Origin of the sequence: Nitrospira sp., from assembly GCA_024998565.1 — a bacterium.
Classification (GTDB): domain Bacteria; phylum Nitrospirota; class Nitrospiria; order Nitrospirales; family Nitrospiraceae; genus Nitrospira_A.
In genome coordinates this window covers 170704-194596 of sequence record JACOEM010000001.1, presented here as the reverse complement: position 1 = coordinate 194596, position 23893 = coordinate 170704, and the positions used below count along the sequence as shown (strand labels likewise).

The 23893-nt window shown below is 58.6% G+C and carries 21 protein-coding genes; 15 read left to right on the top strand and 6 right to left on the bottom strand.

The window, feature by feature from the left end:
• Positions 1-43 precede the first annotated feature (43 nt).
• Positions 44-748: an ABC transporter ATP-binding protein gene (locus H8K11_00975; GenBank protein ID MCS6262304.1), complete on the top strand. Its 705-nt coding sequence runs from the start codon at positions 44-46 to the stop codon at positions 746-748.
• A complete protein-coding gene (locus H8K11_00970; GenBank protein MCS6262303.1) occupies positions 745-3417 on the top strand; it encodes an FtsX-like permease family protein in 2673 nt (890 codons plus the stop codon). The genes H8K11_00975 and H8K11_00970 overlap by 4 nt, the downstream gene beginning before the upstream one ends.
• A 30-nt stretch (positions 3418-3447) precedes the next feature.
• Here the strand turns inward: H8K11_00970 and H8K11_00965 are convergent, their stop codons facing one another.
• The 6 genes from H8K11_00965 to H8K11_00940 all read right to left on the bottom strand — a co-directional run bounded on the left by H8K11_00965 (position 3448) and on the right by H8K11_00940 (position 11829).
• Positions 3448-6027, bottom strand: coding sequence for a M1 family metallopeptidase (locus H8K11_00965; protein MCS6262302.1), 2580 nt, complete (start codon positions 6025-6027; stop codon positions 3448-3450).
• Positions 6028-6221: 194 nt separating this feature from the next.
• Entirely contained in the window at positions 6222-6923 is a 702-nt protein-coding gene (gene rpiA, locus H8K11_00960) for a ribose-5-phosphate isomerase RpiA (protein ID MCS6262301.1), read from the bottom strand.
• Between the two features lie 11 nt (positions 6924-6934).
• A complete protein-coding gene (glk, locus tag H8K11_00955) occupies positions 6935-8020 on the bottom strand; it encodes a glucokinase (protein ID MCS6262300.1) in 1086 nt (361 codons plus the stop codon).
• Between the two features lie 17 nt (positions 8021-8037).
• Complete coding sequence (gene pgl, locus H8K11_00950) at positions 8038-8799, bottom strand: 6-phosphogluconolactonase (GenBank protein ID MCS6262299.1); 762 nt, start codon at positions 8797-8799, stop codon at positions 8038-8040.
• Between the two features lies 1 nt (position 8800).
• Positions 8801-10504 carry a glucose-6-phosphate isomerase gene (locus H8K11_00945; GenBank protein ID MCS6262298.1) on the bottom strand — a complete coding sequence of 568 codons (1704 nt, stop codon included), beginning with the start codon at positions 10502-10504 and terminating at the stop codon, positions 8801-8803.
• Between the two features lie 176 nt (positions 10505-10680).
• On the bottom strand, positions 10681-11829 hold the full coding sequence (locus H8K11_00940; protein MCS6262297.1) for a L,D-transpeptidase: 1149 nt from the start codon (positions 11827-11829) through the stop codon (positions 10681-10683).
• A 491-nt stretch (positions 11830-12320) separates the two neighbouring features.
• On the opposite strand from H8K11_00940, the gene rpmH reads away from it, so the two are divergent.
• The 13 genes from rpmH to atpH all read left to right on the top strand — a co-directional run bounded on the left by rpmH (position 12321) and on the right by atpH (position 23891).
• Positions 12321-12458, top strand: a complete 138-nt coding sequence (gene rpmH, locus H8K11_00935) for a 50S ribosomal protein L34 (protein ID MCS6262296.1) — start codon at positions 12321-12323, stop codon at positions 12456-12458.
• A 180-nt stretch (positions 12459-12638) separates the two neighbouring features.
• The gene (gene rnpA / locus H8K11_00930; GenBank protein MCS6262295.1) at positions 12639-13007 is read left to right on the top strand and encodes a ribonuclease P protein component; all 369 of its coding nucleotides are present in this window, start codon (positions 12639-12641) and stop codon (positions 13005-13007) included.
• Complete coding sequence (yidD, locus tag H8K11_00925; GenBank protein ID MCS6262294.1) at positions 13004-13213, top strand: membrane protein insertion efficiency factor YidD; 210 nt, start codon at positions 13004-13006, stop codon at positions 13211-13213. The genes rnpA and yidD overlap by 4 nt, the downstream gene beginning before the upstream one ends.
• Positions 13214-13259: 46 nt before the next feature.
• Entirely contained in the window at positions 13260-15002 is a 1743-nt protein-coding gene (yidC, locus tag H8K11_00920) for a membrane protein insertase YidC (GenBank protein MCS6262293.1), read from the top strand.
• Between the two features lie 21 nt (positions 15003-15023).
• Positions 15024-16454, top strand: coding sequence for a tRNA uridine-5-carboxymethylaminomethyl(34) synthesis GTPase MnmE (mnmE, locus tag H8K11_00915; protein ID MCS6262292.1), 1431 nt, complete (start codon positions 15024-15026; stop codon positions 16452-16454).
• A gap of 13 nt (positions 16455-16467) precedes the next feature.
• Positions 16468-18342, top strand: coding sequence for a tRNA uridine-5-carboxymethylaminomethyl(34) synthesis enzyme MnmG (gene mnmG / locus H8K11_00910; protein MCS6262291.1), 1875 nt, complete (start codon positions 16468-16470; stop codon positions 18340-18342).
• 103 nt (positions 18343-18445) lie between these two features.
• On the top strand, positions 18446-19102 hold the full coding sequence (gene rsmG, locus H8K11_00905) for a 16S rRNA (guanine(527)-N(7))-methyltransferase RsmG (protein ID MCS6262290.1): 657 nt from the start codon (positions 18446-18448) through the stop codon (positions 19100-19102).
• 63 nt (positions 19103-19165) lie between these two features.
• Positions 19166-19942, top strand: coding sequence for a ParA family protein (locus tag H8K11_00900; protein ID MCS6262289.1), 777 nt, complete (start codon positions 19166-19168; stop codon positions 19940-19942).
• The gene (locus H8K11_00895; protein ID MCS6262288.1) at positions 19920-20771 is read left to right on the top strand and encodes a ParB/RepB/Spo0J family partition protein; all 852 of its coding nucleotides are present in this window, start codon (positions 19920-19922) and stop codon (positions 20769-20771) included. Before H8K11_00900 ends, H8K11_00895 begins: the two co-directional genes overlap by 23 nt.
• 146 nt (positions 20772-20917) lie before the next feature.
• Positions 20918-21406, top strand: a complete 489-nt coding sequence (locus tag H8K11_00890) for a polymer-forming cytoskeletal protein (GenBank protein ID MCS6262287.1) — start codon at positions 20918-20920, stop codon at positions 21404-21406.
• 129 nt (positions 21407-21535) lie between these two features.
• The gene (locus H8K11_00885) at positions 21536-21991 is read left to right on the top strand and encodes a polymer-forming cytoskeletal protein (GenBank protein ID MCS6262286.1); all 456 of its coding nucleotides are present in this window, start codon (positions 21536-21538) and stop codon (positions 21989-21991) included.
• Positions 21992-22022: 31 nt separating this feature from the next.
• Positions 22023-23105 (top strand): tRNA 2-thiouridine(34) synthase MnmA, encoded by a 1083-nt coding sequence (mnmA, locus tag H8K11_00880; GenBank protein MCS6262285.1) that lies wholly within the window; start codon positions 22023-22025, stop codon positions 23103-23105.
• Between the two features lie 246 nt (positions 23106-23351).
• Entirely contained in the window at positions 23352-23891 is a 540-nt protein-coding gene (atpH, locus tag H8K11_00875; GenBank protein ID MCS6262284.1) for an ATP synthase F1 subunit delta, read from the top strand.
• Positions 23892-23893: the final 2 nt, after the last annotated feature.

Below are 23893 nucleotides of genomic sequence, written 5' to 3'. Positions count from 1 at the left end.
TGAAATCGTTTTGCGGGCACTCCATCGAGGAATCATCCAAGCAATGATTGCTACTCAGCATGTGACGATGCAGTTGGCCGCAGGCGGTCAGACGGTGACCATTCTTGACGATGTCACGATAGACATTCCGGAAAAACAAACGGTAGCGATTATCGGGCCTTCCGGGAGCGGTAAGTCCACGCTCTTAGGCCTGATTGCGGGGCTCGACCGACCGACATCTGGAACTATTTGGTTGAACGGGGTCGAGATCACGGCGCTCGGTGAACAGGCGATGGCGCGACTGCGCTTGGCCAATGTCGGGTATATCTTTCAATCGTTTCATCTCATTCCAACGCTCACGGCGCTGGAAAATGTGTCGATACCGCTTGAACTCGCGGGCGACTCTCAGGCCCCGAGGCGAGCGGAGGAATTGCTGCACGCGGTGGGGTTAGGACATCGGATGTCGCACTATCCGGTTCAGCTGTCTGGAGGAGAGCAACAACGGGTCGCAGTGGCGCGTGCGTTTGCCTGTCGCCCGCCGATTCTGTTGGCCGATGAGCCGACCGGCAATCTCGACTCCTCCACAGGGCAGCAGGTGATCGAATTGATCATGGCCTTGCACCGCGATGCCGGGACGACCCTGGTCCTGGTCACCCACGACCAGCACCTGGCCGCTTCCATGGAACGGGTGATCACGCTCCGGGATGGGCGTGTGGCCTCCGATCAGCTGGCGTCACTCCACCATAGGATGCCTGATCTCGAACCATGATTCCCTTCTGGCTCATGATGGCCTGGCGGGAACTACGTTCGGCCTGGCGGCACTTTCTGTACTTCCTCGGCTGCATTGCCCTGGGAGTCGGGGCCGTGGTCGGGGTCTCACTCTTTTCAGCCAATGTTGAGCGGGCCGTCCTGAAGGAAGCGCGCGGCCTGCTGGGCGGAGACCTGGAGATTCGCCTGTCCAGACCCGTGGGTGCGGCAGGCTCGGCCGTGCTTCAAGGGCTCACAGAGCGCGGGATTCTGCGCACACGAGTGAGTGAATTGGTTGCGATGGTGGCACGAGTTGATCGCGCACAAGGCGCGGCAGATGTGACGCAACTGGTCGAATTGAAAGCCATCGAATCGGGTTATCCCCTCTATGGAATTGTCCGGGTTGAGCCTGACCGGCCGCTGATGGAACTGCTTCGGCCGACCGGAAATAGTTGTCGGGAGACCTGCCGCGGGGCAGTGGTTCAGGAAAGCCTCCTGATTCGATTGGGGTTGGTCGTGGGCGATGCGATCAAAATCGGACAGGCGTCATTCCTGATTACCGGCGTCATTCATACCGAGCCGGATCGAATGGCGAATATGTTCAGCCTGGGGCCGCGCGTGCTGATTTCCCAAGACGGTCTCGTAGCAGCCGACCTCGTCAAACCCGGAAGTCGCCTTCGCGAACGGCATCTCCTCAAGTTACCCACTGCCATGGCCCTGTCCCCGCTGCTCTATGAGCTCCGGGGGCGCCTTTCCGCGGAGTCCGCACGGGTGTCTTCCTATCGGGATGCTCAGCCACAGCTCAAGCAGTTTCTCGACCAGCTGGCCCGGTACTTGGGGCTAGTGGGATTGACGGCGTTGTTTGTCGGTGGGATTGGCGTGGCCTTGTCGATTCAAGCGTTCGTTCGGGAAAAACTCCAATCGATTGCGATCCTCAAGACATTGGGCGCCGACACGAAGACCATCATCTATTCGTATCTGGGACAAGCAGTCGGATTGGGATTGCTGGGCAGCGCGGTCGGTATTGGAATAGGGCTCCTGTTGCAGGCCGTGTTGCCGCAGGCGGTCTCCACCTTGCTTGCGACGGATGTTCTGCAGCAGGTTGAGTTCACGTCCGTGCTGTCTTGGACGGCGTTGGCACCGCTCTCGAAGGGCTTGGGCCTGGGGGTGTTGGCCACACTTTTGTTCAGTCTGTGGCCGCTCCTGACGATTCGAGCCATCAAGCCTGCGGTCATTTTTAGGCGTGAAGTGGAGGAGGCAATCCGTTCCGGTGTTCGGCCTGAGACCTCGGCGTGGCGCCGCGGGATACGGGTCGTCACGGCGGATCCTGTTCGTGCCGTCACGGCGTCCGGCATTGGGCTTGGTTTGGCGGGTCTCTCGGTGTGGCAGGCCGGATCTCTGACGATCGGGGGGCTTTTTATCGGCGGCCTCCTAGTCGCTGTAGTGGCGTTAACCGTCACCGCGAAAGCACTTCTTCTCGGGATAGGTGCGTTACCCAGCCCGCGCGCGCTTTCTCTGCGCCAGGCACTCGGCAACATTCAACGTCCCGGAGGCCAAACCCTGGGGGTGATGGTCTCCATCGGTGTCGGAGTCATGGTGATTCTCGCGATTGCATTGCTGGAACAGGCCTTGGTGCGTCAGGTCGGCGAGAATCGACCGAACGATTCACCGACGTTCTTTTTTGTCGATATACAACCCGATCAGGCTGAGGGCTTTTCCGCCTTGATTCATCGGCGCACCGGCGATGTGGCTCCTGATCTGACTCCGCTGGTGCGGTCTCGATTGCATGCGATCAATGGCCACACGGTCACGGCTGAGCGGGAGTCCGAACAGGAAGACCAGCCCAGTCAGTCGCGAGAGGAGAAGCGGAAGAACTGGTATGTGAATCGTGAGTACGTGCTGACCTTTCTCGAACGGTTGCCTAAAGACAATAAGATTATCAAAGGCGCCTGGTGGAAGCCGGGGCAGGTCCATGCGCGACCGCAGGTGTCCGTCGAAGAGGAAGCGGCAAAGAGTCTCGGGATTGATGTGGGTACCATCCTGGACCTCAATATCCAGGGGACGATCATGCGGGCTGAGGTGAGCAGTATCAGAAAGGTCGAGTGGGGAAATTTCTCCACGAATTTCTATATGATTTTTTCGCCGGGAGCATTGGACGGGGCGCCGATGACCTATGTCGCGACGGTGCGGGTGTCCCTGCAGGATGAGGTGGCGCTGCAATCGGCCGTGGTGGCCGCGTTCCCCAATGTGACGGCGATCAACATCGGCGAGGTGTTAAGCAGCTTCGCCCGGGTTCTCGACCGGCTGTCCCTGGCCATCCGAGCGGTGGCGCTGTTTTGTCTGTTGGCCGGGGCACTCGTCATGGCGGCGGCTCTGGCGGCTACGCGGTATCGTCGTCTCTATGAGGCCGTGATTCTCAAGGCTCTCGGCGCGACCCGTGCGTTAATTGCCCGGTCGTTTGCCGCGGAATATGCAGTGCTGGGATGCGTGGCGGGGGTAATCGGCGTCGCCCTGGCCAGCCTCTTTTCGTGGGCGATTCTGCGCTATATTTTGGAGTTGCCTTGGTCGCTGGAACCGTCGTTGCTGGGCATTGGGCTGGGCTGCACCGTGTTGCTCACCCTGGTCGTGGGATTCCTCAGTACGTACCGTCTGCTCGGGCAGCCTCCGTTGACTGTGCTCCGGCACGAGTGACGGCCGGCTGGATGTTTTCGGTCGTTCCCACTACATCGCGGCGCGTGCCAGTACGGCGCGAATGGCGTCGCGGTCGCGTTCACGGAATCGCACGGCGATGTGCAGCTGCTCCAGATACTGCTCCAGAGTCTTCCCCCCCAGGTCGATCTTTCGGGATGTGAAGAACGCTCGGACGTCCCGCTCCAATTCCGGAGTCGAAAGACCGGTGATCCCTCCGCACATGCGGCGCAGGCCGCTCTTGGGAAACTGCCGGTCCATGCGCTCCCAATTGGTCTTCACAAACTCCCAGGCTTTTTCACGAACGTACACATTGTGCAACAGGCTGCTGACGAGGAAGGGCGCATCTTGGGTGCGGATCTCGTCGGTCAGGGTTTTTGCAAGGGTGCGCTCAAGCAGGTCGGGTATCCGGAAGGCCGCGAGTGAAAAGAGATAGCGACGCTCTTCCTGCGGGGTGGAGGCCTTGTGGAAGCGGTTGAGAAATTCCTCGTAGCGAGCCGCGTCGCCTGTGAAGGCTAGAATGGAAACGAGCGCCGGGATCACATTGGGGTCGATCGGTCGAGTCTGCTGCTGCAGCGCGGTATAGGCTTCCAACGCCTGGGCTTGCACCGTCTGGTCGCGACCTAATGTGCCCAAGGCGCGAATCATGTCACCGCGCAGCTCTTTGACAAGATCGCGCTCGTCTGCACGCGGTGTCCATCCCAGATTTTGGAATGTGGGAGTCAGGCGATTGCGCACAACGGCAGCCAACAGCGGTCGATCCTCCTCGCTCAGCATGTGATTCATGGTGGAGAACGAGCCTAGCATCACCGCCCAGACATGCGGGTCCTGTTCGCCACGGAAATGTTCCGTCAAACTGAGATAGTCGGCGGGTGACACCATGCCGGCGATGGTGGCGGCCCAGGTGTCGTTCAGGAGATTAAACCGTTCCACGGGAGCCATGGTCTGATGCCCCGTCTGTTGCAGACCGCTGAGGAGCTCGGTGCTGTATCGAACGCGATAGAATCCGTGCCCGCCCTCGTTCGCCAGCACTGCTGTCCAATCCTTCGGGAGCGGGATACGGTTCTCCCGATCGCTGAGCAGCACACGCCGGGTTTCAGCCCCCCTCGCGGTGTGGATGCGCAACTGAATCGGGACCTGCCAGAGTTGCGCCGGTGCTTCGGAGGATGCCGCCGCAGAGTCTTCGGCATATGTGAAGCGACGTTGCGTGAGTGTCAGGGTGGAGGAAGAGTCGACGGCAAGCGAGAGTAAGGGATATCCCGGCGAGAAGATCCATTCGTTCATGAGTGCCGGAACATTCTGTTGTGAGGCATGCGCGAGCGAGACCCACAGGTCGGTCGTCTCTGCGTTGGCGTAGGCATGCGTCGTCAAATAGTGGCGGACGCCGTCTCTGAATACCGTCGGACCGATATGCTGTTCCAGCATGCGCAGGACGGAGGCTCCCTTTTCATAGGTCAGCACGTCGAACATGGCTTCGGCTTCTTTGGGCGCGCGCACGGGGAACTCAATCGGCCTCGTGCTCAGCAGGCCGTCGACCGACAGAGCGGCAGCGCGTGAGACGCCAAAGGCTGTCCAGCGTTCCCACTCCGGTTTCCAGGCATCCACCACCAGCATTTCCATGAAAGTGGCAAAGGCCTCGTTGAGCCAGAGCCCGTTCCACCAGGCCATGGTCACGAGGTCGCCGAACCACATGTGGGCATTCTCGTGCGCGACCACGTCCGCGATTCGTCCCTGCTCCGCATGTGTGGCCGTGCGCTGGTCCAGCAGAAGGGCAGTTTCACGGAACGTGATCGCACCCAGATTTTCCATCGCTCCGGACGCGAAGTCTGGGATGGCGATGAGATCCAGCTTGTCGCCCGGATAGGGAATGCCGTAGTAGTCGGCGAGGAAATTGAGCGAGTAGACGGCGATTTCCTGACCGAACGGGGTCAGGTGTTGTTTGCCGGGCACGGACCAGAGGCGGACCGGGGTCTGCCGGGCCATGGTGGGAGCTGTGGCGTCGAGTTTCCCGACGATGAAGGCCACGAGATACGTGGACATCTTCATGGAGTCGGCGAAGCGCAGCACCCGCTTCCCGCCTTCTTGCCGATCGTCCACGATCCGGGTATTCGAGATGGCGGTCAGTGCGGGATCGATTGCCAGAGTGACGGCGAAGACGGCTTTGAACTGGGGTTCGTCCCAACAGGGAAACGCCCGCCGTGCGTCGGTCGCTTCGAACTGGGTCGCGGCCAGACTGTGTGAATTGCCCTGTTCATCCTTGTAGCTGCTGCGATAGAACCCGCGTAATTTATCGTTCAGTGTGCCGCGAAAGGCCAGGTTCAATTTCCAGGCGCCGGGTTGAATGACTGACGGGAAGGAGAGGTGGCATCGCTGATGCTCCTCGTCCATCCGCACGGTTCCGGTGCGCGGGGACGTTTTTTCGCCGGACAAGGTCGCCGTCGAGACCTCCAATTCGGTCGCATTCAGGATGATCTCAGTCGTCGGTTCGGTCACCGTCAGTGTGACGACCTCGTGGCCGGTGAATGAGTATGCCTGGAGGTCGGGCTCGATACGCAAGTCGTAGTGAGACGGAATGACATGGCGCGGGAGTCTGTATGGATCGTGAGGCTTCATAGTTGAACTCATGGTGTGTGGTTTCGACTGTCGATGGTTGTGCGGTGGATTCGGGCGGCTCCAGGCCGCGGGCATGAAGAACCATGAGGTTGCGCCCTGCCAGGCACCCCACCAGACTACTGCTTTGGTGAGGACCCGGGTGGCCAATAGCGCCGCATGTCGTCGAGTGACGGGACGGTCGGCCTGGCCGCTCTTCATGACTCCGCTGCAAGGGTGACATCGGCACCCTGTGCATGGCCGACGATCAGGATGCTGGTCCGTCCAATGAACAGTCCGGTTTCCACGATGCCGGGAATCTGGTTGAGTTCTATTTCGAGGGTGGCCGGATCATCGATCTTCGGCATGTGCAGATCGAGAATCACGTGACCTGCTTCGGTCTGGAACACAACGCCGTTTCGCTCGCGTAAGACCGCTTTGCCTCCCGAAGTGTGTTCGATGTTCCGTGCCGTGCTGCCCCATCCGAACGGCACGACTTCAATCGGCAACGGAAAACTGCCGCCGAGCGCCGGCACGAGTTTCGTGTGGTCGACCATCACAATAAAGCGCTTCGCTGCGGCGGCCACGATTTTTTCCTTGAGCAGCGCGCCTCCGCCGCCTTTCACGAGGTTCAAGGCGGGATCGACCTGGTCGGCTCCGTCGATGGCCACATCGATCATCCATGCGTTATCGGATTCGATGAGGGGGATGCCGGACTGCCTGGCCAGAGCCGCTGTGTCGTGGGATGTCGGTACGGCGTGGATTCGGAGCCCTGCGCGCACCCGTTCGCCGAGCGCGATGATCAGATGCTTCGAGGTACTACCGGTACCCAACCCGACGACCATGCCGTCTTGCACATATTCAGTGGCTTTCAGCGCCGCCTGTTTCTTTTCGGAATCGAGATCAGATGATGGTTTCATGATGGATGGTGTCACGCTGAGGCCATTGATGAGAGTTGTGCCGCTGTCGAGGCGGCGCCGAGCAGAGCGGTTTTGTCGTTCATCACGACTTTGACCGGAATCTGGCCCATGATCCGTTTGTAGCGGCCCTTATTGGTGAACCCGCGCATAAACGAGCCGTCCTGCAGCTTCTTCAGTAATTTGGGCGCAATCCCGCCGGCGACATAGACTCCGTCGAGTGTGAGCGCCTTGAGCGCCAGGTTGCCGGCTTCCGCGCCGTAAATGGACGAAAATAAATCCAAGGCCTGTTTGGCGATTTCGGCCTGTCCCTTGAGTCCGGCATCGGCAATCTCGGCGGCGGGATTGCCGACTTTGATCTTCTCCGCCAACCAGGTCGGCTCATTTTTCTTGGTGTCGCGGAGATATTCGTAGATGGCATGGAGGCCCGGCCCGGATACGATGCGTTCGTAACTGACATGCAGGTAGCTCCCACGCAGATGGCGAAGCAAGTCGATTTCGCTGTCGCTGTTGGGGGCAAAGTCCGTATGGCCGCCTTCCGACGGCATGGGGCGGTAGCGGGTTCCATCCCAATAGAGAATGCATTCCCCAAGCCCGGTCCCGGCTGCGATCAAGGCGAGGGCCTGTTTTTTCTTCGGCGGGGTGCCGGCGTTCAGCACTACGATTTCATCGGGGTTCAGGAGGAGGAGGCCATGGGCCGTTGCTTCGAGGTCGTTGAGCAGGCGGACCTGCGGGATGGCGAATCGTTCCGCGAGTGTCGCCCCATCAATGAACCAGGGAAGATTGGTGGTGCGGCAACGGTTATCGATCACCGGCCCTGCCACGCCGAAGCACGCCGCCGTTAATTTGATGGGCTCTGGGGGAAGCTCCGGTGCCTTCGTGGTTCCTTCTGCCGGCACCTCGACGGGCTCGTCTCCCAGCTCGTCTTCTGCGTGTGGCTTGGGCAACGGTGTACTGAGAAATTCTTCGATGATTTCTTCGAGGGTCTTATAGTCCGCGCTATGGAAACTATCTTCCCGCACCGGCTCGACCCGTTCAGTCGTCCAGTCGTAGAGCGCCAGATTGGTTTTTGTGCCTCCGATATCGCCTGCCAGGATCATGGTGCCTCTTGCGATGACTAATCGTCAGTGGTTGCGGTCAATTCGGATGCCGCGGCGCGGTCAAGATACCACAACAGTCGTCCGGTCTCAGGCCGAACCAAGGCTGCGGGATACGGGCCGGGATCACCGGGCCGCTGCTCCAGTAGGCGTCGCACGACCGCGGCTTTGTTCAGTCCGGCGACGAGGAACAGTATCACACTCGCGTGATTGATCACACCTAGGGTGAGAGTCACCCGTGCCCGCGTTCCCTGGGGAGAAGTGCCGGGAACCACCCAACGAGTCTCTTCAGTCAGTGATGCCGTACCGGGAAAGAGGGACGCGGTGTGGCCATCGTCGCCCATGCCCAGAAGGACAAGATCCAATTGTGGCCATTGTCCGGGGGCGGCTGCAGTGAGGTGACGCAGGGTGGTTTCATAGTGAGCTGCCGCCGCTTCAGGCGGGTCTTCGCCGCGTATCCTGTGAATCTGTGCGGAGGGAATGTGCAAGGGGCTGAACAACATGGCGTTCGCCATGGCGAAATTGCTGTCGGCATGTGTAGGCGGTACGCTCCGCTCGTCGCCGAACAGAAAGTGCACCTTGCTCCAGTCGAGTTGCCGTGCGTACTCCTTGCTGGCCAGGATCGAATACAGGGTCTTCGGAGTTGAGCCGCCCGAGAGAGCCACGAGGAAACGATGCCGCTCGGTGATCGCCCGCCTGCCCATTTCCAGGAAGAGGCCTGCCGCGGCACGGGTCAGTTCCTGGGTGTCAGAGAAGTGGTGGATTTCTGGAGCCTGGAACATGTCAACGGTGAGTGCCGCGTTTGGGGAGAGGACGTTTTGTTGCAGCGGGTTTACGACGGCCGGCTTTGGCTGGGGTGAGCATGGCAATAAGGCTTCGGATAGTGCGCACGGGATTGGGGCCGAGGGCGATACGTACGGCCGGGCGCTGATGCGTCTGCAATGATTGAAGATCCCCGACAGCTTGCGCCTGTGCCAGCGTGCCGAAGGAATAGAACTTGTCGGGGACCGGAACGTCAGGTTTCATGCTGTCCACGAATTCGAGGAACAGGCCGCTGTTCGGGCCGCCTTTGTGGAGTTGGCCTGTGGAATGCAGGTACCGGGGACCATAGCCCGCAGTGGTGGCGATGTGGTGGCGCAGCATCACCGCTTTGCGCAACGCACGTATCGAGGCATCCAGTTGAGGGCCGGGAGTGGTGTACGCCAGAATGGCCAGGTAGCGATTGGGCGCCGCCTGTTCGAGCAATCGGGTCAGTGCCTGCTTGGGCGTGAGCATCGGCAGTGAGCGGAATCGTCCTTGTGTTTCAACGTCTTTTAAGACGCGAGCGGTGTTGTCTTTGCTTTCCTGCACGTTCGGCTGATCGAACGGATGGATGCCGAGCGCATGTCCTGCGACCGCGGTCGCGAATTCCCAACGGAAGAATTCCCCGCCGAGGTCGTAGCGGTCCGCCAGGTTCAATCGAAATACCGGATGCCCGGCCCGTTGCAGCGCGATGATGGATCGATCCAACGCAGCATTACGGTCGCCTTTGAGTCGAAGCGCGACGAAGAGCCGATCAGCTCCATAGGCAGTCGGGGAGGCGAGGGGCTCTCCTGCCACGGGGACGATGCCGGTGCCTTCCTTCCCGGTGCTTTCCGCGAGGAGTTGTTCCACCCAGAGTCCAAATGAATTGAGCGCGGGGGAGGTCAGCAGAGTGACCTTGTCCCGCCCTGCCATGGCCATCGCGGCCATCATCCCTCCCAGGGCTGCTCCCGGGTTGTCCTTCGGGTGAGTGGTGTGTCGACAAGCCTCACGCATGGCGACCGCCCGGCTGAGGAGTTTGCCCACGTCGAGTCCCAGCAGTGCCGCGGGCACCAAGCCAAAGTAGGAGAGGACGGAGTACCGCCCGCCGATGTCCGGTTGATTCGTGAACGTGCGCCAAAACCCGCGTTCGCGCGCCAGCTGTTCGAGTCCGGTGCCGGGGTCCGTGATGGCGACAAACTGGGCTCCGCCGCGATTGCCTTTGGTCCGTCGGACAAGTTCCCAGAAGTGAGCGAAGAGTGACATCACTTCAATCGTTCCTCCGGACTTGCTGGCCACGAGAAAGAGGGTTCGCGCCGGTTGAATCGCTTTCGTCACCTGACGAACCCAACCCGGGACGGTGGAGTCCAGCACCCAGAGTTTGGGGCACCCCTTGGCAGAACCAAATGTGCAGCGGAGGACTTCGGGCCCCAAGCTGCTTCCACCCATTCCAAGAAGCACGACGTCGGTAATGCGAGCTTCCCGGGTGGCCTGCGAGAAGCTCCGTAACTCGGCGAGTCCGTCCTGCATGTGGTCGAGAACCGTCAGCCAGCCGAGCCGATTGTCGATTTCAGTCGGACTGGGCTTCCAGAGGGTATGGTCTCGTGTCCAGATACGCTCGATCGTATGGCTGTTCGCCAGGTCGTCCAGCGTTTTGCTGATGGTCGGGTTGTCGAGCAGGAGCGATGCAGTGGGACGGGTCGGCATAACACGCTCTCTTCCGTTAGTGGAGGAACGAATCGATGGACCTCGGCTCGTTCGTATCTTAGGTTCGAGCGTGCCAAAAGGCAAACGAAGAGAAGCCAGAGGCCGCGTAGGAGTGTTTTAAATGAGGGGGTGTGGGTGCTGTGCGGTTGGAGCGGTCGTGCGGCGGGATGGATGTCTTAGGTTTCTTCTTCCTGGTCACCCAGATCGGCCAGTACGAGAGAGATGGAATTTTGCGATTCCAGTGCGCCGACAATAGTGACAGGTGTTCCGACAGAAACTTGGTCAAAGAGCACAGCAATCTGCGGATTGTCCAACAGGATGCTGCCGTATGGTTGATCCGTGATGCCTTGTGCGATGCCATGGAGCTGGATCAGGCCTGGCATATGCTGACTCTTGGGAATCAACCCTGATCGCTGTGCTTCCTCAAAGCGGCGTCGGTCGTCGGCATTGGGATAGTCGAGAATCAGCGCGCGGAAATACGGGGTCTGTCCCGACCCGCGCTTGCGGTGAATGCGATATTCGCCTTCGGGTGTCGCACCGTCGCCGTAGTGCTGTTTCGCCCGGATGCCTCTCGACCCCAGGCGGATGGGATAGGTCAATACTTTCTTGCCGTTCTTGTACAGCGACAGCACTCGGTCGGCCTTGCTGATGACAATGGCCTGCGCGCGATGGGTGCGGGACCACTCAATGGTTCGTTGGGCTGATTCTCGCCAGGCCGCAATGAGGTCGTCATCGGCATATCGGCCCAACTCGTTTGTCAGCAAGGCTGTTTGGGTGAGCAGTATTTTTCCTGCACGATCTGAAGCCTGGATGGCATGGTCGAACTGTCCCTGTTCAATGAACAGTCGAGCTTGTCGTACAAGCAGTTCGGTTTCAACCGGATGTTCGCCGAGTACGACACGGCTGCCGATATCTCCTACGCGGGTGTTCAAGAGGCGGAGCCGTTGCTCGACCTTGGCCAGTTTCGTTTCGGCGGCGGTGCGTTGTGCTTGGAGGCGCGTGTTCACGTCGGCCACGAGCTGCGCCCCTTCGACTTGCAGGTTTTCGAGGTCGGTCTCCAGCTCATTCTCTTCCCACGGCCAACGGACGATATTTTCGTCGGATTGAATGCGGGCTCGTAAAGAAATCCATTCGCGGGAGAATTTTGAATAGGCTTCGGGGCTGATGTCGGATGCCCGCAGCGTCACGAGGTCACGGTCGATGCTTTCGATGGCTTCCACCAGCTCGTCGGGGACTGTTTCGACGCACCCTCCCAGACTCATCGACAGGAGACCGACGAGGGCTAGGCTGCAGAAGATGCGACAAATGTGCTTCAGGCGTCTCATCGATTCATTCTATCTCGCAGGGAGCGATTCTCGCGAGCTCTTCTCGTTTTGTCACTGACACGCGCGGACAAGCATGGCCAGTTCAGAATGCGTATATCCGGTTTCTGCTGCGGCCGAAGGCTGCCAGGAATAGCTCCATTCCGTTACGGCCCACAGCTCCGGAATCTACCAACGCAAGCTGGATGCCAGGGTGGAGATTGTTGCAGACTGGAACGATTGTCTTTTCAGAACAATTAGTTAGATCAATGCGGCAAGACGCATCCTCTGCCTGTTTCTGTGGCATGTTTGTCACAGTCGGGCAAGAGTGCCTCAAGAGTTCGAGGTTGAGTAGCGATCGCGCGGTCAGAAACCTTTCCCCATTCAGCTCTGGTTCTCCTTTCGTGCGCCCTTGCAGGGCGGATTGACGCGTCAAGGTTGATTGACACCCTCCTGTCCCGCCCCTATAATGCGGCCTCTTCATTGAAAAATGATCTCTCGACAAGGAGTGCGCAATGTCGTTCACTTTTAAACAACCTTCGAATCTCAAGCGCAAGCGGGAACATGGATTTCGGAAGCGCATGAGCACCAAGAACGGCCGAAAAGTTATCGCTCGTCGTAGAGCCAAAGGCCGCGCTCGTCTCACCGTCTGATTCTTTCCTGCCGCTAGGCAATCTGCAAGTAGGCAACATCCAGGTGGTGGATGGTACACCTGGGGTGGGTTCTGTCGTCTTAGCCTGGTCGTAGTAAAAATGCGGCGACGCACAGTCTTGGCACGCGGCCTCTGGTCTTTGAGGCCTTGTGTGGACTGGTGACCCACAGGCAGGTGTGTTATGTCGGCAGGGCAACGGGCTGTTCCGTTTTTCTTGAAGCGTAGCCGGGACATTCAGCACATCAAGAAGAACGGCCGACGGGTTTCAACAGGACTATTCAATCTCCAGATTTGTCCGGGTCTGTCCCAGGATGCGATGTTGGGGATTGTGATCGGGCGACGGTTCGGAACAGCAGTGCGTCGGAATCGGGCAAAGCGCCTGTTTCGGGAATTGGGCCGCGCGGTGCGCCCGGCACTTGTCCCAGGTCTCGCATTTCTCGTGTTTCCGAAACGAGAGTGCCTGAATCTGCCGTTTGCGGAGCTGCAGAACCTATGGCGAGGCACATTACAAAGGCAGCGGTTGGCCCGTTTTGGGGAACCCTCGCTCTGAGGCGGCTGTGCATTGTCCTCTTGATGATCTATCGAGCCTGTCTGTCCCCATTGCTCGGGCCTGCGTGCCGGTTCCATCCCACGTGTTCCGTGTATGCCCAGGAGGCCATCGAACGGTATGGCATTCTCAAGGGGCTTCTCATGGCGGGCAGGCGCCTGCTGAAATGTCATCCCTTCCATCCCGGCGGAGTGGATCCGGTACGGTAACCGTCGTGGCAATAACTCTTCAGCTTCTGTCCAGTACATAAATTCCATGGAAAAACGCGTCATTATCTTTCTCATCGTCTCCCTGGCCGTGATTATCGGTTACGACTATCTGCTCAAGGGCATGGGGCTGTTGCCGCCCTCTGAGCCGGTGCAGGTGGCTACGAATCCAAGCCCTGTAGCCGAGACAGGTAAGCCTGCGGGGGGAGCGGGAGATTCGGCGAAGGCTGCGACTGTTGATCCGGTCTCCTCCGTGAATGATGCCCCCGCTTCTCCCGGCAATGCGACCGGGGCAGCAAGCGAAGAGCAAACGGTTGAAGTGGACACGGAACTGTTTCGTGCCAAATTCAGCAATCGCGGCGCCGTGCTTAGATCGTGGGAATTGAAGCGGTACAGCGCGGCTGTCGAGCAGAGCTCGACGCCTGTGCAGTTGGTCTATAGCGGAGGACGGTTCAAGGGACCTCTGAGCCTGGTGACCGGGGATCAAGCCGTGACCAGCGACCTTGGATCTGCCCTCTATCAGGTTACCCAGGATCTCTCGCATCTCGATAGCGCGCATCCTGTCGGTCACCTCACCTTCCGGTACCACGATACCCAGAAGAATGTTGACGTGGAGAAGGAGCTGACCTTTCACCATGGGTCCTACGTGGTGGACATTGCGATTCGCACGCAAGGGCTGACGACTCCGGTGGACGTCACTCTCGGCACCAATTTCGGTATTGTGGAGTGGGGAGAGGGTTTCATCGGGCTCATGGGGTCGGCGTCATTGGTCGACGACAAGGTACTGAAGGAAACACCGGACGGCGAGGCTGAACGCAAAGGCGACGTGAAGTGGTCGGCCATTCAGGATAAGTATTTCTTAAGTGTGTTGATGCCGCAAAAGGCTTCGGCTGCCCTCGCGAAGAAGGAAGGGGACAAGTTGGTGTCGGCCGGTGTCCGCTACGCCGCGCCCGGAAACGGGACAACGATGGCGATGCAGCTCTACGCCGGGCCCAAAGAGTACGACACGCTGAAACGCTTAAACGTCGGGCTGGAAGATACGATCGATTTCGGCTGGTTTGTATTTGGGAGTTGGGGGTTGGTCAAGGCGGTGGCCAAGCCGATTTTCTATGTGCTGCGATTCCTCTATGAATTTACGCACAACTACGGGATCACGATCATTCTCTTGACCATGCTGATCAAGCTGATGTTCGTGCCGCTGCAGTACAAGAGCTACAAGTCCATGAAGCAGATGCAGGTCATTCAGCCGAAAGTGCTGGCCCTGCAGACGAAGTTCAAGGACGATCGTGAGCGGCTGAACAAGGAACTGATCAAGCTCTACAAGGATCATCGGGTGAATCCGGTCGGCGGCTGTCTGCCGATGGTGCTGCAGATGCCGGTCTTCGTGGCGCTGTTCAATATTCTATATATGACGATCGATCTTCGGCAGGCCCCGTTCATGCTCTGGATCAAAGACCTGTCCGTGCAGGATCCCTACTACGTGCTGCCGATAGTCATGGGCGCCACCATGGTCATTCAGCAAAAGATCACTCCGACCACGATGGATCCGACGCAGGCGAAGATCATGCTGTTTCTGCCGGTGTTCATGACGTTCCTGTTCGTGAACTTCCCCGCCGGATTGGTGCTCTATTGGCTGACGAACAATACGCTTACGATCACCCAGCAGGTGGTGACCGAGCGTCTGTTCGGGAAGAAGTGGCAAGTGGCTGCTGCGGACGCTGATGCTGTCACCGGCGACGAACCGAAAGAGCAGAAGAGCAGCGGCAAGCGGCGCAACAGTCCATCCGAGTAATTCCACACGATTGGGTGCGTCATGCATGGCGCGCTGGACGATACCATCTGTGCTATCGCCACCCCTCCAGGCGAAGGGGGCATCGGGGTTGTCCGTATCAGCGGGCTTCACGCCTGTGATGTCGCTTCTCAAGTCGTGCGCCTCCGGTCAGGCAAATCCCTTCACGACCTTCGAACTCATGTCATGGCGCTGGCGGACGTAGGTTCGCCCGGAGCGACACACGCCGTTCCGTACAGTACGGAGTCACGTCCGCATGCGGTGCTCGATGAAGCGCTCGTCGTCGTGATGAAGGGGCCGCATTCGTATACCGGCGAAGATGTCGTCGAGGTGCAGTGCCATGGGGGGCCAGTCGTACTGGATCAGCTGTGCCGGAGTTTGATATCCGCAGGGGCCAGGCTGGCCGAACCGGGAGAGTTTACCAAGCGCGCCTTCCTCAATGGCCGACTGGATCTAGCGCAGGCCGAGGCCGTGCTCGATACGATTCGCGCGAAGACTGCGCGCAGTCTGGCGATTGCCCAATCCCAACGGCGCGGTGAATTGTCCCGTGAGGTGGAGGAGACGCGGTCGGGTTTAATCGTGTCCCTGGCGCATATCGAAGCGGCGCTCGATTTTTCGGAAGAGGATATCGCATTCGTTCGGCAGGACGAACTTCTGCGGCTCCTCGATGAGACCGTGATTAAGCTGCGGCAATTGGTTCAGTCCGGTCAGGAAGGGCGAATCTGGAGAGAAGGCGCCGCAGTGGCGATTCTCGGACGTCCAAACGTCGGCAAGTCGAGTTTGCTGAATGCCCTGTTGCGGAGCGACCGCGCAATCGTCACCCCGATTCCCGGCACGACGCGGGATTTGTTGGAAGAGGTCGTCAGTATCCACGGCATTCCGGTGCGACTCTTCGACACGGCCGGCATCCGCGCCACGGATGACCCCGTCGAGGCCGAAGGCATTCGTCGGAGCCACCTCGCGTGGGAAGACGCGGACCTGGCGCTGATTCTTCTGGACGGCTCGCAACCGTTACTGGAGAGTGATCGGATGTTGCTTCGTCGTCAGGAGGCCGCGCAGGCATTGCTGGTCGTGAATAAGTGTGACTTGCCATCTGGCATCTCGAAAGAAGACCTTGTCCGTGTCTGCCCCGTGAACGCCGGTGTGCTCGAAATCTCTGCGAAAATGCAGATCGGGCTGGATGGATTGCGGGATGCGATCAGCCACCGGCTAATGCCCCATCGGTTGGAGCCTCGGGACGGGGTTCTGGTGACCAATCTCCGGCATGCCGCCGCCTTCGAGCGCGCCCTGCAAGGTGTGGAGCAGGCCAGGCAGTCGGTGGATGCGGGACGTGCGGGCGAATTGGTGGCCATGGATCTTCGCATTGCCGCCGATGCCTTGGGTGAAATTACCGGGGCTATCACGACCGACGAAATTCTGGAGCGCATTTTCGCTGAGTTTTGCATCGGGAAATGAAAGGACTCTTGTCGTGAGTGAACAGTGTGACGTCATCGTCGTCGGGGGGGGCCATGCCGGGTGTGAAGCGGCTCTGGCCGCAGCCCGCATGGGGGCGCGCACGATCCTGCTCACGATGGATCCGGACCGGATCGCTCAGATGTCCTGCAATCCTGCGATCGGCGGCATTGCCAAGGGGCATCTCGTCAAAGAGATCGATGCGTTGGGCGGAGAAATGGGGCGGAATACCGACCAGGCCGGCATTCAGTTTCGGATGATCAATACCAGCAAGGGCCCGGCGGTCCGTGCCTTACGCGCGCAATGCGATAAGAAGGTCTATCGCGAAGTCATGCAGCGCACGCTCCGTGCGCAGCCGGCACTTGAGGTCAGGGGCGGGACGGTTGATCGCATCCTCACCCGGGGTGGGGCTGTAACCGGTATCGTGACGGATGCCGGTGTGTCTATTCATGCGCGGGCAGTGGTGCTTACGTCGGGAACGTTTCTCAAGGGATTGATCCATATCGGTCTCAACCATTTTCCAGCCGGTCGAGCCGGGGAGGCTTCTGCGGAGCACCTGTCCGATTGCATGCGTGATTTTGGCTTTGAGGTTGGTCGGTTAAAGACCGGCACTCCGCCCCGACTCGATCGGGATTCTATCGATTTTTCTGTGATGGAGTTGCAGCCAGGAGATGATCCTCCACCGCCGTTTTCTTACCGAACGCAGCGTGTGTCCTTGCCGCAGGTGCCCTGTCACTTGACATATACGAACTCTCAAACGCATGATATTATTGCGAAAAATATTGATAGATCGCCATTATTCAGCGGGGTGATTGATTCTGTCGGTCCCCGATATTGCCCGTCGATCGAGGATAAGGTCGTGAGATTTGCCGACAAAGACCGGCATCAAATCTTCATCGAGCCGGAAGGGTTGGATACGAACGAGTTTTATCCGAATGGAATTTCAACCAGTCTCCCGGTCGATGTGCAAGCGGCCATCCTGAAAACTATTCCCGGACTTGAGCAGGCGAGAATGCTGAAGCCTGGGTATGCGGTCGAGTACGATTATTTTCCTCCCCGCCAACTTCACAATTCGCTAGAGACGAAATTAGTTGCCGGGCTCTACCACGCCGGCCAAATCAATGGAACGTCCGGGTATGAAGAGGCCGGTGCCCAGGGAATTATGGCTGGAATAAACGCGGCCTTGAGGTGGCGTGGTGAAGAGCCGCTCGTGCTGGATCGGTCGCAGGCCTATATTGGCGTGTTAATTGATGATTTAATTACGAAAGATGCCAGAGAACCCTATCGGATGTTCACATCGCGCGCGGAATACCGTCTGTTGCTCCGCCATGACAACGCCGATCTTCGCCTGATGGATCTCGGGCACCGCATCGGATTGGTATCTGATGAGGTGTACGGGAAGCTGGAGGCGAAGCGGTCTGCTATTGAACGGGAAGTTCAGCGCCTCAAGGAAACCAGGCCGAAAATAACGTCTGATGTGAAGCGGCTCATGGAAGAGGCGAAGATAGGCACTGTGGCACCAACACAATCGTTGGCTGAGATTCTCAGGCGTCAGGACATGACGTATGAAAAGATCGTCGCAGTGTTCGGTGGCGCTAATATTGACGATGTTGATATCGCGGAAGCGATTCAACTCGAAGTGAAATACGAAGGATATATTAAGCGGCAGCTGCAGCAGATTCAGCGATCGGAGAAGCTAGAGCACAGAGCGATTCCAGATCAGTTTGATTATGACGGAATAACCGGTTTCTCGGGTGAAGTCAGGGAGAAGCTCAAGCGTGTGAAACCGGCATCGATAGGGCAGGCTTCGCGTATTTCCGGTGTGACGCCTGCCGCTATTTCACTTCTGTTGGTTGCAATCGAGAGGCATCGTCGGCAACCATCGGCATGAAGGGACGTACCAGATCGCGTGAATAGAGGTACGGTGGCCTTTGTTCCTCTCGTGGGGAAGAACCTGCTTGACCGCCCAGGTTGTTTTCGCGTAAGTGTTCCACGTGGAACAGGACGAAATTCAGTTCGCAAAATCACTTCAGTCCCTTGCAGCGGATCTCTCTAGCTCCATTCCCGATTTCTCTATCCCTTATTTCTTTCGCTATCTCGGCGAGCTGAAGAAGTGGAATAAGGCCATCAATCTCACGGCCATCGACGATGATCGCGAGATCCTGGCGAAGCATTTTATTGACTCAATTGCTGGCCTTAAAGTCATTGATATTAATCATGAAACTGAGTTGCTTGATGTTGGCGCCGGGGCTGGATTTCCGGCCCTTCCTCTCAAGTTTGTGCGGCCTGAGCTGTTGGTTGAACTGCTCGAGCCGAGCGAAAAGAAAGGGGCATTCTTGCGGTATGTCGTGGGATCGCTTGGTCTGCAGAACGTGACGGTTACGACGGCCAAGTTGGAAGATTATGCCGGCCGAGGAAATGCTCAGGGTCGGTTTGATTACATCGTCGTGAGGGCCTTTAAGGTGGATCAGTTCGGCATGGCGCTGTCGACGCTTCTGAAGCAGGACGGAAAGCTTGTTTTGTACCGTGCGGAGAAGGTTCCTAGAAGTTTTGAGCTTGTCGACCTTGCTTTGATTAAGGAAGTCGAGTATGAGCTTCCAGCTAAGTACGGGCATCGAGTGTTGTCGGTGTTTTCAAAGTCACCGGGATGAGATGGTGTTCCACGTGGAACATTGGGGCGCACATATCTTTGTTTGAGTGGATAGGGGAACTACATGGCTCGAATCATTGCTGTTGCAAATCAAAAGGGTGGAGTGGGGAAAACAACCACCTCTGTGAACCTTGCCGCAGCGCTGGCAATCGAGGGAGGATCGGTTCTCCTCGTCGATATTGACCCTCAAGGAAACGCAACGAGCGGGCTTGGTGTAGACGCCATGTCGCTCACGAAGACGATCTACAATGCCTTGATTAGTAAGGAGAGTATTGAGTCTCTGGCTATGCAGACCGGAGTGAACGGGTTGTCGATTGTCCCGGCGAATTCCCACCTCGCCGGTGCAGAGGTCGAGCTGGTAAATATGGAGGACCGTGAGCAGCGTCTCAAAGAGGCCCTGGCTGAGGTGTCTGACCGCTACGACACCATTCTGCTGGATTGTCCACCGGCCCTCGGCCTTCTGACCATCAACGCAATGGTCGCGGCGCACTCAGTGTTGATCCCGGTGCAATGCGAATACTATGCGATGGAAGGCCTCGGTCGGCTGATGGAGAGTATTCAGCGTCTCCGGCAGTCGCTGAACCCTGGGTTGGAAATCGAGGGCATTGTGCTCACGATGTACGATGCGCGCAATTCGCTGGCCCGCCAGGTCGTCGAACAGATTCGCGGGCATTTCGGGGGCAGCGTGTACCAAACGATGATTCCCCGCAACGTGACGTTGGCCGAGGCACCGAGCTATGGTCGCCCGGCCCTGCTCTACAACATGGCATCAGCCGGTGCCCAAGCCTATCTTTCCCTAGCCAAGGAGTTTGTGGTCCATGGAGAAAAAAGCCCTCGGTAGAGGACTCGACGCACTATTGCCGACCGGCCGAACAACGGCAGAGCCGGAGCGTGGTGATGTCCAGGAGTTGCGGCTCGAAGCGATCGTCCCAAACCGCTTTCAACCACGGCAGCAATTCTCCGAGGTCGAGCTGGCCGAGTTGACCGCCTCGTTGAAGCAAAATGGCTTGCTGCAACCGATTCTGGTACGACGAAAAGGTGATGGCATCTATGAGTTGATTGCCGGTGAGAGACGCTTGAGAGCTGCTAAGTTGGCGGGAATGCAGAAGATTCCAGTTCTTGTGCGAAACGTGTCCGATCAGGAATCCATGGTGTTGGCGTTGGTGGAGAACCTCCAGCGGGACGACCTGAATCCCATGGAGACCGCGCGGGCGTACCAACGCATGCTGAATGAATTCGGACTTACCCAGGAGGCGATCGCTCAGAAAGTGGCGTGCGACCGGTCGTCTGTGGCGAACCTGCTCCGATTGATGTCGCTGCCCTCCGAGGTGCAACACATGATCGAATCCGATCAGCTCTCCACGGGCCATGCCAAGGTCATTCTCGGGCTGATGACACCGGCCGCGCAGGTCAGTTTGGCGACACAGATCGTCAGCGGGCAACTGTCCGTCCGCGAAGCGGAGCGATTGGTACAGGAACATGCGGAAGCGAGAAAGCCGGGGAAGCGTCCGGTTCGTGCGCCATTACGATCGGATCTTGAAGAGCGATTGCAGAAACGTCTGGGGACCCGAGTGGATGTTCAGAAGGGGCGGCGCGGCGGCAAGATCGTCATCCATTATTTTTCGCCGGAAGAATTGGACGGCGTCGTCGAGCGGCTGCTCAATTCATAGTCGAGACATTTTCAGGGCAGATTTTCTCCAATTGACCGGAGTAGAATGCCGTCAGAATTTTTGAATCGGGAGTGACCTCGTGCGGCTGTAGCGGCACGTCCTCCGGTCAGTGCGTGAGTTGTTGTTATTTGTGGGAGGTGTAACAAATGGCATGGATCAATAAGGACAAGCAGGACGGGAAGCGTCAGGCAGGACAAAGCGAGGGAACTGAAATGGAAAATTTGGAGTCGACGGCACCACGCGAGGGGAACGAAGAGATCAATGCCTTTGTCGGAAAGGGCGTCAGCTTCAAGGGCGTCATTTCCTATAACGGCACCGTGCGCATCGATGGCAATCTGGATGGAGAGATTCATACCGAAGGGGTGTTGCTGGTCGGTGAGGATGCGGTTCTGACGGCGAAGATCACGGCCGGTACCGTGGTGTGCAAAGGGAAGATCACCGGCGATATCAGCGCCCGGGAGAAAGTGAAGCTGCGCGCCCCTGCCGTGGTCAATGCCGGCGTAAAGGCGCCGCTGCTGGCCATGGAGGAAGGGGTGGTCTTCAACGGCACCTTGGAGATGAGCCAGTCGGGCACGCGCGAGCCGCAGGGGCAGGGATCCACGCGCGGCCAGGGCGTCAAGTTGGTCAACGGATAAGGTTGGCGCAACGACGAATTCGTTGGACAGCGTGCGGCTTGCCTTGTAAGCCAGAGGCAGGCACAGGAAGATTCCATTCAGTGGCGCCCCGGTCGCTTGGATGTGTGGGGTGCGCGAAGGAGGATGCCGATGTGGGGTGAGACCAAAAAGCAGCCGGTCGCGGAAGACGATAAGTTTACCTTTCTCGGCAAGGGGACCAGCTTCAAGGGCATTGTCACGTTTGATGGCACCGTCCGAATCGATGGCCGGGTGGAGGGGGAAGTGCATACGGGTGGGGCGGTGATCGTCGGAGAAAGCGCCGTCATCAAGGGCGTGATTGCCGCCGGGTCTGTTTCGATCAGTGGGCGCGTGAAGGGGTCGGTGACGGCGCTGCAGAAGGTCGAAATTCAAAAGCCGGGGATTCTCATCGGAGATATCCAGAGCCCGGTGATCATGATTGAGGAAGGCGCGCATTTTCACGGCATGAGTAATATGGGGGCCGAGAAGTGGACGGAGGACGAGTCCTCTGAGTTCGGTGCTCCGCAGGATCCCGGCGTACGCGACCTCGTTGCCCATCGCGGCAAAGTCAAAACACAAGAGCCGTAAGTGCTCGGCGCATTCTTTCCCCGGTAGATCTATGTCACGTCAGACCGTACTGCTAGGTATGAGCGGCGGAGTGGACAGCTCCGTCGCGGCCTCGCTCCTCGTGCAGCAGGGGTACGAGGTCCATGGCGTCACGCTCCAGGTGTGGGAGCATGAGGACGACCAGGTCGCCGTCTCCAAGCGTTGGGAAGAGCGGGGATGCTGCAAGATCGGCATTGCGAGGTATGTCGCGCAGCGTCTACGTATTCCGTATGAGGTGGTCGATCGTCGCGACGTCTTTCAGCAGGGCGTGATCGATGATTTCGTCTCCGGGTATGCCTCCGGCACCACGCCCAACCCCTGCGTGCGGTGTAACGAGCGGGTGAAATTGCGCTCGCTCTATGCCTTGGCGCAAGAGCGAGGCATGAACTATGTGGCCACGGGGCACTATGCCCGCGTGCAGCAGATCGATGGGCAGTGGTCGCTGCATCGGGCACTCGATGTGCGCAAGGACCAAAGTTACTTTCTCTACCGGATCAATCCCGCCTGGTTGCCGCAGCTACTCTTTCCGGTAGGCCATATGCAGAAGCGCGACGTGTGGCACGAAGCCGAATCGCTTGGATTGCCCGTAGAGGAACTCAAGGAAAGCCAGGAGATTTGTTTCGTGAGCCACGGCGACTATCGAACATTCATCGAGCAGGAAATGCCGGAGGCGAAGAAGCCCGGATCCTTTGTGGGGGTGGATGGTGAGGTCCTCGGGCAGCATGAGGGCATCGCGTTCTATACGCCGGGGCAACGCCGCGGCCTGGGTATTGCCGTGGGGCAGCGGTTGTACGTGCAGAAAGTGGTGCCTGAATCCGGCCAGGTGGTGTTATGTGCGGAAGATCAGCTAGTGCAGTCGGAGTGTCAGGTCGCCGATCTCAGCCTCTTCGACGGCGCGCTCGGGCGGCAGCCGGTTGAGGCGGACGTGAAGATTCGTTACGCCACACCTCCCTGCCAGGCGACCCTTCTGCCGTCTGGAAGCGGCGCGCTTCAGGTTCGATTTCATCAGCCGCAGCGCGCACTCAGTCCGGGGCAGTCCGCCGTCTTCTATCATGGTGACCAGGTACTCGGTGGCGGCATCATTCAGCGGTCATAGGCCGTGTCAACTCTCCAGAGTTTTTCAGTATCAATTTTGAGAGCCGTAGGCTCAGTGGAAGCCTTGCGCGAGCGGCATCGGCGCGGGTCGCATGCTTGTTGCGACGTCTCATCTCTCGTCTCTCCACGCATCACTTCTTGACAGTACCCGCTTTTGAATGCTAACTTGGCGCGCTTTTTGTCGTGCCCACCGCACGCAAGCTTCCCGTTTGATCAAAACACGGTTAACCGTAGCGGATAGTCCATTGTGATTAAGACAGCCGTCGCACGTCGATACGCAAAAGCCCTGTTCGAACTTCTTGATACCCCAAGCATCGAGCCCGCCCGCTCGGCGTTGAACGGGCTGGGAGAGGCCTTCACGCAGTCCGCTGCGTTACGCCATGCCATCGCTTCTCCTGTGTTCCCGGAAGAGACCAAATTGGGTGCGCTGATTGAATTGGCCACTCGACTCGGATGCCCGCCGGTCGGCCAGAGATTTCTCGAACTCTTGGTCAAAAAGAATCGGGTCAGTTTCCTGCCGGACATCGCCGAGGCCTTCGCCAAGCTCGTGGATCAATCCAAGGGGACGCAGCAAGTGCTAGTGTCATCCGCGAATGCCTTGCCCGCGGCCGAGCAGGATCGGATCACCACCCGATTGCGCGATCTTTTACAGCGCGACGTCGATGTCACTTTCCATATAGAACCTGAACATGTCGCCGGTCTCCACATCCGCCTGGGCAGCACCGTCGTAGACAGCACGGTCCGGGGCCGACTGAGCGCCATGCAGCGTGTGTTGACCAAGGAGTAGCC

Bases quoted from the DNA above. Each gene is read 5' to 3' on its own strand.
- mnmE (MCS6262292.1), top strand. From the start codon at position 15,024: ATGCATGGCGCGCTGGACGATACCATCTGTGCTATCGCCACCCCTCCA.
- pgl (MCS6262299.1), bottom strand. From the start codon at position 8,799: ATGTTCCAGGCTCCAGAAATCCACCACTTCTCTGACACCCAGGAACTG.
- H8K11_00895 (MCS6262288.1), top strand. From the start codon at position 19,920: ATGGAGAAAAAAGCCCTCGGTAGAGGACTCGACGCACTATTGCCGACC.
- yidC (MCS6262293.1), top strand. From the start codon at position 13,260: ATGGAAAAACGCGTCATTATCTTTCTCATCGTCTCCCTGGCCGTGATT.
- H8K11_00885 (MCS6262286.1), top strand. From the start codon at position 21,536: ATGTGGGGTGAGACCAAAAAGCAGCCGGTCGCGGAAGACGATAAGTTT.
- rpiA (MCS6262301.1), bottom strand. From the start codon at position 6,923: ATGAAACCATCATCTGATCTCGATTCCGAAAAGAAACAGGCGGCGCTG.
- H8K11_00945 (MCS6262298.1), bottom strand. From the start codon at position 10,504: ATGCCGACCCGTCCCACTGCATCGCTCCTGCTCGACAACCCGACCATC.
- H8K11_00970 (MCS6262303.1), top strand. From the start codon at position 745: ATGATTCCCTTCTGGCTCATGATGGCCTGGCGGGAACTACGTTCGGCC.
- H8K11_00900 (MCS6262289.1), top strand. From the start codon at position 19,166: ATGGCTCGAATCATTGCTGTTGCAAATCAAAAGGGTGGAGTGGGGAAA.
- H8K11_00975 (MCS6262304.1), top strand. From the start codon at position 44: ATGATTGCTACTCAGCATGTGACGATGCAGTTGGCCGCAGGCGGTCAG.
- H8K11_00965 (MCS6262302.1), bottom strand. From the start codon at position 6,027: ATGAAGCCTCACGATCCATACAGACTCCCGCGCCATGTCATTCCGTCT.
- rnpA (MCS6262295.1), top strand. From the start codon at position 12,639: ATGTCGGCAGGGCAACGGGCTGTTCCGTTTTTCTTGAAGCGTAGCCGG.
- glk (MCS6262300.1), bottom strand. From the start codon at position 8,020: ATGATCCTGGCAGGCGATATCGGAGGCACAAAAACCAATCTGGCGCTC.
- H8K11_00940 (MCS6262297.1), bottom strand. From the start codon at position 11,829: ATGAGACGCCTGAAGCACATTTGTCGCATCTTCTGCAGCCTAGCCCTC.
- mnmA (MCS6262285.1), top strand. From the start codon at position 22,023: ATGTCACGTCAGACCGTACTGCTAGGTATGAGCGGCGGAGTGGACAGC.
- rpmH (MCS6262296.1), top strand. From the start codon at position 12,321: ATGTCGTTCACTTTTAAACAACCTTCGAATCTCAAGCGCAAGCGGGAA.
- H8K11_00890 (MCS6262287.1), top strand. From the start codon at position 20,918: ATGGCATGGATCAATAAGGACAAGCAGGACGGGAAGCGTCAGGCAGGA.